13 protein-coding genes are annotated in these 14,045 nt (G+C 66.7%); 7 read left to right on the forward strand and 6 right to left on the reverse strand.

What is annotated here, in order from left to right:
* The first annotated feature begins 49 nt into the window (after nt 1–49).
* The gene (locus J9314_RS14735) at nt 50–1,636 is read left to right on the forward strand and encodes an FMN-binding glutamate synthase family protein (protein WP_210603099.1); all 1,587 of its coding nucleotides are present in this window, start codon (nt 50–52) and stop codon (nt 1,634–1,636) included.
* A 25-nt stretch (nt 1,637–1,661) separates the two neighbouring features.
* Here the strand turns inward: J9314_RS14735 and J9314_RS14740 are convergent, their stop codons facing one another.
* Nucleotides 1,662–4,160, reverse strand: coding sequence for an ATP-dependent DNA ligase (locus tag J9314_RS14740; RefSeq protein ID WP_210603100.1), 2,499 nt, complete (start codon nt 4,158–4,160; stop codon nt 1,662–1,664).
* Between the two features lie 210 nt (nt 4,161–4,370).
* On the opposite strand from J9314_RS14740, the gene J9314_RS14745 reads away from it, so the two are divergent.
* Genes J9314_RS14745 through J9314_RS14760 form a run of 4 tightly spaced genes read left to right on the forward strand, consistent with a single transcriptional unit; the run spans nt 4,371 to nt 8,641 of the window.
* Complete coding sequence (locus tag J9314_RS14745; protein ID WP_210603101.1) at nt 4,371–4,883, forward strand: (2Fe-2S)-binding protein; 513 nt, start codon at nt 4,371–4,373, stop codon at nt 4,881–4,883.
* Entirely contained in the window at nt 4,880–5,914 is a 1,035-nt protein-coding gene (locus tag J9314_RS14750) for an FAD binding domain-containing protein (RefSeq protein WP_210603102.1), read from the forward strand. The genes J9314_RS14745 and J9314_RS14750 overlap by 4 nt, the downstream gene beginning before the upstream one ends.
* Complete coding sequence (locus J9314_RS14755; RefSeq protein WP_210603103.1) at nt 5,907–7,979, forward strand: xanthine dehydrogenase family protein molybdopterin-binding subunit; 2,073 nt, start codon at nt 5,907–5,909, stop codon at nt 7,977–7,979. Before J9314_RS14750 ends, J9314_RS14755 begins: the two co-directional genes overlap by 8 nt.
* Nucleotides 7,976–8,641 carry a nucleotidyltransferase family protein gene (locus J9314_RS14760; protein ID WP_210603104.1) on the forward strand — a complete coding sequence of 222 codons (666 nt, stop codon included), beginning with the start codon at nt 7,976–7,978 and terminating at the stop codon, nt 8,639–8,641. The genes J9314_RS14755 and J9314_RS14760 overlap by 4 nt, the downstream gene beginning before the upstream one ends.
* Here the strand turns inward: J9314_RS14760 and J9314_RS14765 are convergent.
* Both J9314_RS14765 and J9314_RS14770 read right to left on the reverse strand, forming a co-directional pair.
* On the reverse strand, nt 8,625–9,746 hold the full coding sequence (locus tag J9314_RS14765) for an XdhC family protein (RefSeq protein ID WP_210603105.1): 1,122 nt from the start codon (nt 9,744–9,746) through the stop codon (nt 8,625–8,627). The genes J9314_RS14760 and J9314_RS14765 overlap by 17 nt on opposite strands.
* Nucleotides 9,747–9,833: 87 nt before the next feature.
* Nucleotides 9,834–10,466, reverse strand: a complete 633-nt coding sequence (locus tag J9314_RS14770; protein ID WP_210603106.1) for a TetR/AcrR family transcriptional regulator — start codon at nt 10,464–10,466, stop codon at nt 9,834–9,836.
* 112 nt (nt 10,467–10,578) lie between these two features.
* On the opposite strand from J9314_RS14770, the gene J9314_RS14775 reads away from it, so the two are divergent.
* Nucleotides 10,579–11,334: an SDR family oxidoreductase gene (locus J9314_RS14775; RefSeq protein ID WP_210603107.1), complete on the forward strand. Its 756-nt coding sequence runs from the start codon at nt 10,579–10,581 to the stop codon at nt 11,332–11,334.
* A 40-nt stretch (nt 11,335–11,374) separates the two neighbouring features.
* Nucleotides 11,375–12,319, forward strand: a complete 945-nt coding sequence (locus tag J9314_RS14780; RefSeq protein ID WP_210603108.1) for an SDR family oxidoreductase — start codon at nt 11,375–11,377, stop codon at nt 12,317–12,319.
* Nucleotides 12,320–12,422: 103 nt separating this feature from the next.
* Here J9314_RS14780 and J9314_RS14785 read toward each other — a convergent pair whose 3' ends face one another.
* From J9314_RS14785 to J9314_RS14795, 3 genes are read right to left on the reverse strand one after another with little or no spacing between them, the layout of a single operon-like run.
* On the reverse strand, nt 12,423–12,584 hold the full coding sequence (locus tag J9314_RS14785; RefSeq protein WP_210603109.1) for a hypothetical protein: 162 nt from the start codon (nt 12,582–12,584) through the stop codon (nt 12,423–12,425).
* Nucleotides 12,585–12,605: 21 nt separating this feature from the next.
* Nucleotides 12,606–13,856: a phospholipase D-like domain-containing protein gene (locus J9314_RS14790; RefSeq protein ID WP_210603110.1), complete on the reverse strand. Its 1,251-nt coding sequence runs from the start codon at nt 13,854–13,856 to the stop codon at nt 12,606–12,608.
* Between the two features lie 35 nt (nt 13,857–13,891).
* Nucleotides 13,892–14,035, reverse strand: a complete 144-nt coding sequence (locus J9314_RS14795; protein ID WP_167198715.1) for a GPGG-motif small membrane protein — start codon at nt 14,033–14,035, stop codon at nt 13,892–13,894.
* Nucleotides 14,036–14,045: the final 10 nt, after the last annotated feature.

Here is a 14,045-nt window from a genome sequence, read left to right on the forward strand (position 1 = left end):
GGCGAGGTCGTCTCGACCTCGCCTCGGTACTCGGAGTGAGGAGTCTTCCATGGGGCGTTTCCTGGCGATCACGTCAGCGCTGATCGGACTGGTGGCGGTGGCCTGGGCTGCAGCCGTCGGACCGTGGGCGTGGTGGGTCCTCGGTGCGGTGGTGCTCGCCGTCGTCGGCGTGGCCGTGTACGACCTGCTGCAGCGCAAGCACTCGATTCTGCGCAACTACCCCGTCGTCGGTCATCTGCGATTCCTGTTGGAGACGCTCCGACCCGAACTCCAGCAGTACTTCATCGAACGCAACTGGGACGGACGGCCCTTCGACCGAGACATCCGCTCCCTCGTCTACGAACGCGCGAAGGGAATCCACGGAGAGCTGGCCTTCGGCACCGAACGGGACGTCAACTCCGTCGGCTATGAGTTCCTCATCCACTCCACCGCGCCCGTCGCGGTTCCGGACCAGACGCCTCGCGTGCAGGTGGGCGGGCCCGACTGTGCGAAGCCCTACAGCATGGCGCTGCTCAACGTCTCGGCCATGAGCTTCGGCTCCCTGTCGCCCAACGCCGTCAGGGCGCTCAACCGCGGTGCCGACCTCGGCGGCTTCGCCCATGACACCGGTGAGGGAGGGATCTCCGACTACCACCTCGAGAACGGCGGCGACCTCGTCTGGGAGATCGGGTCGGGCTATTTCGGTGCCCGGACCGACAGCGGAGGCTTCGACCCCGCCCAGTTCGCCGACCAAAGCTCCCGCGACCAGGTCAAGTGCGTCTCACTCAAACTGAGCCAGGGTGCGAAACCCGGAATCGGAGGCGTCCTGCCCGCGGCGAAGGTCAACGCTGAGATCGCCCGGACGCGAGGCGTTCCGCAAGGTGAGAAGTGCGTGAGCCCGGCCGCCCACAGCGTCTTTCACACCCCGGTCGAACTCATCGAGTTCATCGCACGGATGCGCGAGCTCTCGGGCGGCAAGCCCACGGGGTTCAAACTCTGTGTGGGATCCCGCACGGATGTGCTCGCGATCTGCAAGGCGATGCTCGAGGTGGGGACCGCACCCGACTTCATCATCGTCGACGGTTCCGAGGGCGGCACGGGTGCCGCTCCCCTCGAGTACGAGGATCACGTGGGCACCCCGCTCACCGACGGCCTCCTCACCGTCCACAACGCGCTGGTCGGGACCGGCCTGCGGGATCGGATCCGCATCGGCGCCAGCGGGAAGGTCGCCGCCGGAAACGACATCGTCAAGCGCCTCATCCAGGGGGCAGACTATACGAACTCGGCCCGCGCCATGATGATGGCAGTCGGCTGCATTCAGGCTCAGATCTGCCATACCGGGCAGTGCCCGGTCGGTGTCACCACCCAGGACCCCAAACGGCAGAGGGCTTTGCACGTGGGTGATAAGAGTGAACGGGTGCGGAACTACCAGGAGGCGACCGTGCAGCAGGCCGTGGAGATCATGGCCTCGATGGGCGTCAGCGATCCCACCGAGCTCTCCCCACAGCAGCTCCACCGCAACATCGGACGCAACGAACACCTTTCGTACGCCGATCTCTACGACTGGCTCGAACCAGGAGAGCTGCTGGCACAGCCGCCCGAGTCCTGGAGCCGCGACTGGGCGCGGGCCGATGCGGGAACGTTCCGTTCGCTCTGAGCGACCGCCTGTCAGCCGAGGCAGCTCAGACTCGGACGTCCTCTGCGTCGATGTCGGCGCGCAGGCCGCGCCAGACCGGGTGCCGCAGGCGTCCGGCCTCGGTCGGGCCAGAGAACCGGACCTCTCCGACGAGGTCCGGTCGCACCCAGTGAGCATCCCGCGACTCGGCGGCCGGCACGGTGAGCGCCGGCGTCTTCCGAGACCGGCGATCGAGGTTCGAGCGCAGACTCCGCAGGGCCGCCTCGTCGAATCCGGTGCCCACGCGACCGAGGTAGTGAAGCCCGTCATCGTCATGGGCGGCGACCAGCAGTGAGGCGAAGCTGCCCGAGCGTTCGCCTTCACCGGTCCGCCAGCCGACGATGATGACATCGCGCGTCGAGGCGTGCTTGAGCTTGGCCCAGGTGCGGGTGCGTTTTCCGGGGAGATAGACGCTGTCGGTCCGCTTCGCCATCACCCCTTCGAGTCGAAGCTTCCGGCTGGACTCGAAGGCGGCGTCGACGCTTCCTTCGAAGGCCTGGGGCACATGGATGTGCTCGCTCTCGGCCACGAGTTCGAACAGACGTTCGCGCCGTTCCGTATAGGGGGTGCGCAGCAGCGAGGTTCCGTCGGCGTAGAGGACGTCGAAGACCATGAGGTAGACGGGGGTGCGTTGCCGCTCCCGTTCGACGTCGCTCTCCCGACTCAGTCCCATTCTGCGCTGGAGCCTCCCGAAATCCGGTCTGCTGCCCTGCCCGAGGGCGACGATCTCCCCGTCGAGGACACAGTCGGCCTCGACACAATCGGTCAGTTCGCGAAGCTCCGGATAGGTGCTCGTCATGTCACGGCCGTTGCGGCTGGTCAGCTCGATGCTGCCGCTGCGGTCCCCGTCACCCGGCTGCACACTCGCCAGGGCACGGATGCCGTCCCACTTCATCTCGAAGGCCCAGTCCTCGGCTTCCCTGCGCACGGCATCGATGTCTCCGATGCTCGCGAGCATCGGGGACAGATCCGCCGGCAGAGCCTCTTTCTTCGGCTCGTCCTCCATGAGGTGGATCATCCAGTTCTTCTCCGGGTCCTTGTTCGGACCGTGGCTCCCGGTGTTGAACAGGGCGAATCGCCGGACTCCCCCGAGGCCGCCGTCCTCACTTCCGTGGAGGACCGCGATGATCTCCTTGCCCTCATGCCACTTCTCGAGTTCGACGGTGCCGGCGTCCCAGATCTCGACGTCACCGGCACCGTACTCCCCTTTCGGGATCGTGCCTTCGAAGCTGCCGTATTCGAGGGGGTGGTCCTCGGTCTGGACCGCCAGGTGGTTCTTCCCCGGGTCGGTCGGCGGTCCCTTCGGCAGCGCCCAGGAGACCAGCACACCATCGTGTTCGAGTCGGAAGTCCCAGTGGAGGCTCCTCGCATGGTGTTCCTGGATGACGAAGCTCAGTTCGTCCCCGCTCGTTCCCTGTTTCGCCGGCACGGGTTCGCTCGTGCGCTTCGGGTCCCGTTTGGACCGGTAGACCTCCAGTCGGTCGCGCTCGGCTTCCGGGTCCTCGTCCGACTTCGGGTCGGTTTGGGACTCCGAATCGGCTCGGGACTCTGCCCCGTCTCCGGACTCCGGCGCCGAGGCGGTTCCTCCGACCGCCTCGGCGAGAGGTTCGAGGAGGTCCCCGACATCGTCGATCCGGTCGAGGACCTCCTCGAAGCGCACCTGCTCGACGGCGGCTGGGTCGTCGAATTCGTCCCACCTGCGCGGTGCGGCGACCATGGGGGTGAAGCGGCCGCGCAGAGAATACGGAGCCACCGTGGTCTTCGACGCCGAGTTCTGCGACCAGTCGATGAGGACCTTGTTCTCCCGCAGCGTCTTCTTCATCGCCGAGACGATGAGCTTCGTGTGGTCGGCTTCCAGGCTGCGGGCGAGTTCATGGGCGACGTCGGAGACGTGCTGCGAGCTCACCGAACCGTCCAGCGGCGCATACAGGTGGACGCCTTTCGATCCGCTGGTCACCGGGTAGACCTCCAGGTCCATGCCCTCGAGCAGTTCGCGCACGAGCTCGGCCACCTCGATGCAGTCAGCCAGACCGCGCCCGGGACCGGGGTCGAGGTCGAAGACCATCCGGTCGGGGAAACGGGTCTCCGAGTCGATCGTGCCGGGGTCCTTCGCCCCCGCGCGCACCCTCCACTGGGGCACATGGATCTCGAGCGCGGCCATCTGCGTGAGGTAGGTCAGGGTCGCGAGATCGTTGACCAGGGGATAGCGTTTGGTGCCGGTGGAGTGCCGGATCGCCCGTGTTCGGATCCACGACGGGGCAGAGTCCGGGAGGTTCTTCTCGAAGAACACATCTCCGGGGTCATCGGGAGTGCCGACCCCGTCGACCCAGCGTTTGCGCGTGGCGATCCGGTCCCGGGCATGGCGGATGAGGTGCGGGGCGATCCGGGCACAGTAGTCGAGGATCTCCCCCTTCGTCGTGCCGGTCTCCGGGTAGAGGACCTTGTCCAGATTGCTCAATGTCAGTCGATGGCCCTCGACCGTGACCTTCTGCTCGCGGCGTGCCATTGGGCACCTCCTCGTTCGCAACCGTTCGTGCCGGATGGTCCTTTCACCGTACTCGGCGCCGATCAAGTGCAACAGGGGGTGCGGGGCCGCCCGAACCTCCCCGCTGTAGGACTCCGGCCTTCCCGAGGAGGAAAGCTGACCCCTCTTGTCGGGGTGTCCGAACGGGGTTAGATTGGCCGGACGTCGACAATGCTGTCTGGAGGCTCCCACATGGGACATTCGCTGCACCTCACCGTCGACGGCCAGGAGCACACTCTGGTCGTGGATCCTCGAACCACTCTTCTCGATGCGCTGCGGGACCGGTTGGGGGTGATGTCCGCGAAGAAGGGCTGCGACCACGGCCAATGCGGGGCCTGCACCGTCCTGATCGACGGTCGTCGGCTCAACTCCTGCCTGGCACTCGCGCTTACCCACGACGACGCCGAAGTCACGACCGCCGACGGTCTGGCCCCCGAGGGTGAGCTCTCCACTCTGCATCGGGCATTCCTCGCCCACGACGCGTTCCAGTGCGGGTACTGCACGCCGGGCCAGGTCTGCTCGGCCGCGGGCATGCTGGCCGAAGCCGCCGAAGACGCACCGAGCGTGGTCACCGATGACCTCGAGGGACCGGTCGAGCTGTCCGACGAGGAGATCCGCGAGCGGATGAGCGGAAACCTCTGCCGCTGCGGAGCCTATGTCAACATCGTCGCGGCCGTGAGCCGAGCCGCAGAGGAGTCACGATGAATCCCTTCGACTACGAACGCGCCGCCGATGCCGCCGGAGCCGTCGCGACTGTCACCGACCGTCCCCATGCGGTGTTCCTGGCCGGAGGCACGAATCTCGTCGATCATCTCAAACTCGGAGTCGCAGAACCGGACCTCGTCGTCGACATCAACCGCCTCGAGCTCACGGAGGTCGAGGCACTCGGCGATGGAGGCCTGCGGATCGGTGCGATGGTGCGCAACAGCGACGCCGCCGCCGACCCGCGCATCCGACGCGACTACCCGATGCTCTCACGTGCCCTGCTCTCAGGTGCCTCCGGTCAGCTGCGCAACGCGGCCACGATGGGCGGGAATCTGCTGCAGCGCACCCGGTGCGTGTATTTCCAGGACACGACCACCCCCTGCAACAAACGCGATCCCGGCTCCGGCTGCTCGGCCATCGGCGGCTACACCCGCTACCACGCGATCCTCGGTGCCTCAGCGGACTGCGTGGCCACCCACCCCTCGGATATGGCCGTGGCTCTGGCCGCACTCGATGCCACGGTCGTCGTCCTCGGTGCAAGCGGTGAGCGCCGGATCCCGGTGACCGAGTTCCACCGGCTGCCCGGGGATCGCCCCGACCAGGACACGGTCCTCGACCACGGCGAGCTCATCACCGCCCTCGAGCTCCCTCCCCCGAAGCCCGGCGCTTCGACGTACCGGAAGATCCGCGACCGTGCCTCCTACGCCTTCGCTCTCGTCTCCGTCGCGGCCCGGGTCGACGTCGACACCGCAGGGCCCGCACCGATCATCCGTGAGGCCGCGATCGCCCTCGGCGGCGTCGCCCACAGACCCTGGAGAGCCCGCGCCGCCGAGGCGGTGCTGCGTGGCGCGGAACCGAATCAGGAGACGTTCCTGGCAGCAGCCGACGCCGAGCTCGAGGCGGCCGAGCCCCTCGACGGCAACCGCTTCAAGGTCCGGATGACACGCGGAGCGATCAGCACCGTGCTCGCCGAGCTCACCGGAGTCCCGGAAGCTCTGCCGGAATCGACCACGGAGGACACTCATGAGTGACCTGCTCACGACCACGTCCGTCGGCACCCATCAGGTGCGCCTCGACGGCCCCGACAAGGTCCGCGGCCTCGCCCCCTACGCCTATGAGCACCCCCTCGACGATCCGCTCTTCCTCTACCCGCTGCAGGCGGCGATCGCCCGCGGGCGTGCCGCGCACATCGACGTCTCCGCAGCCGAAGCTGCAGAGGGGGTGGTACACGTGCTCACCCATGACAGCGCCCCCGAGCCGGCGGACACGGACGACGGTGAGCTCGCGATCCTGCGCTCTGCCGAGATCGGCTTCCGCGGCCAGTACCTCGGTGCCGTCATCGCCACCACCCCCGAGCAGGCCCGCCATGCGGCGGGCCTCGTCGAGATCACCTATGTGCAGGACGATCACGACGTCGAGCTGCGGGAGGACCATCCTGAGTCCCGGGAACCGGAGTCGGGCGGAGGAGATGTGCGCGCGGGCGATGTCGACGCGGCCCTCGCCGAGGCGGACGTGAGCATCGATGCGCGCTACAGCACTCCCATGGAACACAACAACCCCATGGAACCGCACACGACCGTCGCCCGCTGGGACGGAGATGAGCTGACCCTGTGGACCTCGACGCAGGGGGTGCACCCCGCACGTGCGACGTTGGCGCCGATCCTCGGGGTGGAGCAGGAGAAGATCCGCATCATCTCCCCGCATGTCGGCGGGGGCTTCGGCTCCAAGGGCGTCCCCCACGCGGATATGATGCTTGCTGCCCTCGCCGCGCAGGCGGTGCCGGGTCGACCCGTGAAGTATGCCGTGACCCGGCAGCAGATGTTCTCGATCACCGGCTATCGGGCTCCGACTCTGCAGCACATCCGTTTGGGCGCTCGAGCCGACGGCACGCTCACGGCCTTCGCCTATGATGCGGTCTCCATGTCCTCGCAGACCAAGGAGTTCCCCGAGGAGGCGACGAAGCCGGGCCGCATGATGTACGCAGGCGACAACCGCCGCCTCACCCAGCGAGTGGTTCCGCTCGACGTGCCGGTGCCCTCCTGGATGCGTGCTCCCGGTGAGGCCCCGGGCATGGTCGGACTCGAGATCGCCATGGACGAACTCGCCGTGGCCGCCAGGCTCGACCCCATCGAGCTGCGAGTGCGCAATGAACCGACCACCGACCCGGACACCGGGCTGCCATTCAACCAACGCCGGCTCATCGACTGCCTGCGAGAAGGTGCGGACCGCTTCGGTTGGGAGAGGCGGAATCCGCAGCCGCGCAACCGTCAGGAGAACGGCTGGCTCATCGGCATGGGCGTGGCCTCTTCGACCTACCCGGCAGGCAGGCAGCCGGGCTCCGTCGCGCGGATCCGCCGCACTCCCGAAGGCTTCGAGGTCTCGATCGGTGCCGCCGACCTGGGCACCGGGACATGGACCGCTCTGTCCCAGGCCGCCGCGGACGCCCTCGGCGTTCCCATCGGGCAGGTGGAGCTGCGAATCGGCGACACCACGCTGCCGAACGCGACCGTGGCCGGCGGATCCACGGGCCTGGCGAGTTGGAGCACGGCGATCGTCGCCGCAGCCCAGGCGCTCCGTTCCGAGCACGGAGCCGATCCTGCCCTCGGCGCCGAGGCCAAGGGAGAGGCCGAGGCCAATCCCGCGGCGGAGAAGTTCGCCCTGCACTCCTTCGGCGCCCAATTCGCCGAGGTCCGCATCCAGCCGAGCACCGGTGAGATCCGACTGAGGCGCATGTTCGGCATGTTCTCCGCCGGTCGGATCGTCAACCCGAGCACCGCCCGCTCACAGTTCATCGGCGGCATGACCATGGGCGTCGGGATGGCACTGCATGAGAAGGGCGAACTCGACCCCCGCTTCGGTCACGTCGTCAACCACGACCTCGCCGAGTATCACATTCCCGTCAATGCCGACATCACCGACATCGAGGCGGAATGGCTCGACGAGGAGGACCCGCACGCCGGACCGCTCGGTGCTCGCGGCATCGGCGAGATCGGCATCGTCGGTGCCGCAGCCGCGATCGCGAATGCCGCTTTCAACGCCACCGGGGTGCGCGTCCGCGATCTGCCGGTCTTCGGCGACGCGTTCCTGCCGAAATGAGCAGCGAGGCCGAGGCGACACGTCCCTGGCAGCCCTTCGCCGGCCGACGCCCGACGGGTCTCGTCCTCGCCGCCGGAGCGGGGCAACGCCTCGGCCGGGGGCCGAAGGCACTGCTGATGAGGGAGGACGGGCTCACCCTGGTCGAATCCGTCGTGCTCGCCCTGCTCGACGGTGGCTGCCAGAACGTCACAGTCGTCACCGGAGCCTGCCGCGAGGAGGTCGCGCGTGCGCTTGCCGGATGTGACCGTGTGGTCATCGCCGTCAATCCTGATTGGTCTTCGGGAATGGGGTCCTCGCTGCGCCGCGGCCTGCAGGCGATCGGGCCCGGACCGGACGTCATGGTCACGCCCGTGGACCGTCCCGGAATCTGTGCGGCGGAAGTCGCGCGTCTCACCGCCGCCCACCGTCCCGGTGCGATCACCGCTGCGGCGCACCGGGACTCAGAGGGGCAGCTTCGGCGCGGTCACCCGGTGCTCTTCGACGCGAGCTGGACGAGCCATGCGGCGGCTGCCGCACACGGCGACATCGGTGCCCGTGATCTGCTCGCAGCGCACAGATACGTCGTCGATCTCATCGACTGCTCCGATCTCGATGACGGTGCCGATGTCGACGTACCTGAGGACCTGCACCGGCTGAGGGCTGCAGTCAGGCATCGTCGCTGAGAGGACCGACCTGTCGACGGCCGCCGCGGACGGCAAGGATCTCCGCGAGGATCGACACAGCCACCTCGGCGGGGGTGAACGTCTCCAGATCGAGACCGATCGGCGAGTGCAGACGTGCCAGCGCCGGGCTCTCCACTCCCGCTTCGCGCAGGGCCGCGCGGCGGTCGCGGTCACTGCGACGCGAGCCCATCGCGCCGACATAGGCCACGTCGAGGTCGAGTGCGACGGTCAGGGTGGGGATGTCGACCTTCGGGTCGTGGCTGAGGACGCAGATCATGCTCCGATCGTCGAGCTCATCGGTGGCTGCGGCTTCGGTGAGGAATCGGTGCGGCCATGCCCGGACCACCTCGGCGCCGGGAAACGATGCCGGATCGGCGAAGGCCGGACGGGGATCGCACACGGTGATGCGCAGTCCCAAGGGCCTGGCCGCCTCGACGAGGGCACGACTGAAGGCGTTGGCTCCGACGACGAGCAGATGGGCCGGTTCGATGCGGGTCTCGACGAACAGTTCGATCGGCTCGCTGCCGCCCTCCGGCGGGGCGAGACGAATGCTGCCGGTGCGACCGTTGCGGATGAAGGCACCGACGCGCTGCGCAGCGGTCTCGACCACGGCGTCGGGCACCAGAGGTTCCAGACTGACGGCCAAGGCGTCGGTGCTCGGCCCCGTGCTCTCGTCCACAGCGGCGGCGAAGACAGCTGCCATCGGGGCACAGGCATCGTCGGCGGAGGGCAGCCGCAGCACCACGGCGACCGGTTCGCTGTCCGATCGCAGGCTGGGGCAGCCTGAGCGGAAGGGCTGGATGAGCACGTGGATGCGGCCACCGCACATGAGGCCGACGGCAAAGGCGTCCTCGTCGCTGTAGCCGAAACCCTGCACCGAAGCGTGTCCAGTGGCGAGCGCGTCCTGACACGCCTCGAGCACGGCTCCTTCGACGCATCCGCCGGTGAGGGAGCCGATGATGGCCCCGGTGGCATCGACACGCATCGATGTTCCCGCCGGGCGCGGAACCGAACCCTCGGTCGCGATGATCGTCGCGATGGCGACATCACGCGGCTGCCGCTGGTCGAAGAGCAGCTTCTGCGCGGCGGGCAGGACATCCAGCATGGGCCGAGCCTACCTCCACTCAAGAGCCGCGAATAGGGGGTCCCGCGGCACCGCCGCCCGTCCACGAAGAACGAGGTATCGGCTGAGTCAGTCGTGGTCGAGCTCCAGCAGCCCACCGAGGATGAGATCGGTCACGAGGTCGTGATCATCGGCATCATCGGGCCGACCCATCAGCCGTGCCAGAGGCGGCTGACTGTACAAGCTGGTCGGGGAAGTGGTGAGAAAGTAGAACAGATACCACGGCATCGGACGCAGACTGCCGTGGGCGACCAGTCGATCGAAGAGCGATCTGAGGGTCTCGTTCACCGGCTGCAGCACCTCGTGCAGATAACCCAACCGCGCAGACTCGGTCCGTGCTTCCTGATCGATGAGACGAGCGAAGTGGGGCGATCCGACCGCTGCCCGATGCAGAGCCCGGACGGAACCGACCAGTCGTTCGAAATCGTCTCTGTCACCGTCTGCCAGTTCGACGTTGACGACGGCGAGCCACCTTTCCATCGCGTAGTCGACGACGGACTTCCACAGTTCTTCCTTCGAACCATAGCGGTCGGAGACGAACGTATGGCCCATGCCGAGGTCCGCGCTGAGCCGGCGCAGGGAGACGGCGTCGTACCCCTGCACTGCGAACGCCGCCAGTGCCCGCTCCAGGACGGTGGGCGGCTCGAGCCTCGCCTCATCCTTTCCCGGACGCCCAGGACCGCTGCGTGCCACGTGGTTCATGTCCCTCCTCTCCGAATGAACTGCGCCGGGGCTTTTAATCCGGCACCTGTCTGATTATATTGGACATCGACAGCACTTTCAGCTGCACAATCGGATAAGAGAGAGCCGATCTATGACTGATCTTCACGGTAAGACTGCACTCATCACTGGTTCTGCGCGAGGCATCGGACGCGCAATCGCCACACGGTACGCATCACTCGGCGCAAGAGTCGTCATCAATTACTCGAGCAGCGAGGATGAGGCGCATTCCCTCGTCAAGCAGATCGAGGCAGGTGGAGGAGAGGCGATCGCGCTCCAGGCCGACGTTTCTGATCCGAACGCCCTGGACAGCATGTTCTCCCAATCCATCTCCGCATTCGGCGCACTCGATATCGTGGTTGCCAACGCCGGCGTGGAGATCGTCGACCAGCCGATTCTCGAAGCAACCGAAGAGCAGTTCGATCGACTGTTCGCAATCAACGCAAAAGGCAGCTTCTTCACGCTGCAGAAGGCCGCTCGTCATGTCGCCGACTACGGGCGGATCATCAACATCGGCTCCAGCACGACGGCGATGGTGCAACCGGGAGTCGGACTCTACGGCGCAAGCAAGATGGCGGCCCGCTATGCCGTCGAAGTACTCGCCATGGAAGTAGGCGCACGCGGCGTCACCGTGAACTCGATCATCCCCACCGCCATCGAAGGGGCAGGCGTATTCACCACCGTGGCCGACGAACATCCGATGCGGGCCCTTCTCAAGCAGAGCCGTCCGATCGAAGGCCGGTTCGGCACCGTCGATGATGTGGCTGACGCCGCGGAGTACTTCGCCGGGCCTCTTGCCCGGTGGATCAGCGGCCAGCATCTCCTCGTCAGCGGCGGCGCTCCGGCATGACCAAATCGACAGATCCTCAGACCCCGACGAACGGACGGCCATGACTCGCCAGCACCCCGATATCACAATTCCAGACCTGCACGATCAGCTCGCCGTCGTCACAGGAGCGAGCGACGGTATGGGGCTTGGCATCTCAGCCCGTCTCGCGGCGGCCGGAGCCCGCGTTGTCCTGCCGGTGCGCAACCCCCGCAAGGGGGAAGCAGCCGTGACGAAGATCCGCGAACAGACCCCCGATGCGGATCTGACGCTGCAGTCGCTCGACCTGTCGTCACTGGACTCGGTCGCCGCGTTCGGACAGGCGATGGTGCAGCACGGGGACCCGATCAACATCCTCATCAACAACGCCGGTGTCATGACTCCCCCGGACAGGCAGACCACCGCTGACGGGTTCGAACTCCAGTTCGGCACCAACCACCTCGGCCATTTCGCCCTGACAGCTCACCTCTTGCCGCTCCTGCGCGCGGGACGCGCCCGCGTGACGTCGCAGGTCAGCATCGCCGCCAACCAGCACTCCATCAACTGGGATGACCTCAACTGGGAACGGTCATACCACGGTCAAGGCGCATACAGTCAGTCGAAGATCGCACTCGGACTCTTCGGGCTCGAACTCGACCGCCGCAGCAGGGAAGCCGGGTGGGGCATCACCAGCAACCTCTCGCACCCAGGAGTCGCACCGACGAACCTCCTCGCCGCCCGACCAGAAGTGGGCCGGACACGACAGACCCCGTTGCGGAGAGTCATCACAACACTGTCCGCGCGAGGCATCCTCTTCGGCACGGTCGAGACCGCCCAGCTGCCCGCCCTGATGGCAGCGACGTCTCCCGAAGCCGCAGGCGGCACGTTCTACGGGCCGACCGGATTCCGCCATCTCGGAGGCCCTCCCGGACGACAGTCGCTCTACAGCCGTCTCCGCAGCCCTGAAGAGGCCGCTCGTGTCTGGAGCGTCTCCGAACGACTGACTCGAACATCCATAACGCCGTCCTGAAGGCTGGCGGATCGTACGCCGTCCATGATGATCCCCGGGGCGTTCGCATTGGAACGGATGCCCAGCGGCGCCAGCTCGGCCACTGCCGCCGCGACTGCCCCGGTCACGGCGTGCTTGCTGATGGTGTAGGAGGTGTTACCCCAGCGCCCAGCTCCGCCTCGGCCCGCTGCCCCGGGTCACCCTGGGTTTCATCGGTGACGACGTTCGCGCCCTCGTCGAGGAAGGCCTTCACCGCGGCCAGCCCAATGCCGCTGGCCGTGGCCATGACTCCACTCTCTCATCCGGGTCACAGCCAGGGACGCATCGGCACGAGTGCGCGTTCGGCGAGTTTGGTCAGCCGGTGGCGGTTGAGCCAGCCCACGCCGAGTTCGACGCAGTGCGTGGCGTCGCTGTCGAACACCTTCTCCATCTCAGCGGCGAATGCGCGGTCGATGACTTCGACATTCGTCTCGTAGTTGTATGACAGTGACAGCCGATCGATGTTCGCCGTGCCCACCGTCGACCATTCGCCGTCGACCGTGGCGACCTTCGAATGGATCATGCTCGCGGTGTAGAGCAGAACCGTGACCTTCGAGTTGATCATCTGCTCGAAGAAACCGCGGGAGAGCCAATCGCCGAGGATGTGGTTCGACTCCTGCGGAACCATGACCCGCACGTCCACGCCACGCTCCGCCGCCTCGAGGAGAGAGCGCAGCAGCTGTTGGTCGGGAATGAAATAGGGAGTCGTCAGCCAGATCCGTTTCCGCGCTCGGGCGAAGGCATTGAGGTACATGTTGCGGATCGGATAGACGAGATGGACCGGGAGATTCGCCGAGACGCGCAGCTGCGACTCCCACGCCGCCGGCGGGACCCAGGAGATCTGGTCGTCTGCGGCATGGAATGCATTCCACACTTCCGCGACGGACTGTCGCAGCGCCCATGCTCCGGGCCCGATCGAGCGCAGGTGGGTATCGCGCCAGTGCCGGGCGTAGAGGGAACCGATGTTGAACCCGCCGACGAAGGCCACATCGTCATCGATGACGAGGATCTTCGAATGGTTGAATCCCGAATGGCGCAGCGGACCTCGCCAGAACTGCCGTGCGACTGTCGGCAGGCGCAGGACACGGACCTGTTCGGAGAGCTGACGGTAGAAGGAGCTGGGCACCGACAGGTTGGCGAAGCCGTCGTAGATGAGGTGGATCTCCACACCGCGGGCCGCCGCCGCGTTGAATGCGTCGATGAATCGCTGCCCCACCTCGTCGTTCTTCCAGATGAACGTCTCCATGAGGATCGACTCGCGGGCGGAGCCGATTGCATCGAGCATGGCGTCGTAGAGAGTGGAACCGTCGGTGTAGATGTCGAGTTCTGACTGTTCGACCGTCGAACTGAACGTTCCTGGTCGCGGCGCGGGACGTGACTTCCGCCCTCGTTTCTGGATGAGGTCGACGGCCATCGAGACGGCGACGGTCGCCGGCACCGCACTGGCGAGGCCGGCGACCGCCCAGGGCACGAAACGACGGACGATGTCGCGGAGGGATTCGATTCTCAGACGAGACATCTGCTCACCTTATCCCTTCCGTCCCGTCCGCAGTCTCAGGTGAAGATGCTCACTCCCCCGGGCCCGACGAGGCAGCCCACGACGATGAGCACGACGCCCCAGAGAATCTGCTTCCTGAAGAGGGCAGCGATCCCTGAGACGACGAGCAGCGCTGCGATGATCCAGAGAATGACAGCCATGGGTACTCCT

It is taken from the genome of Brevibacterium oceani (genome assembly GCF_017948325.1).
Lineage (GTDB): Bacteria > Actinomycetota > Actinomycetes > Actinomycetales > Brevibacteriaceae > Brevibacterium > Brevibacterium oceani.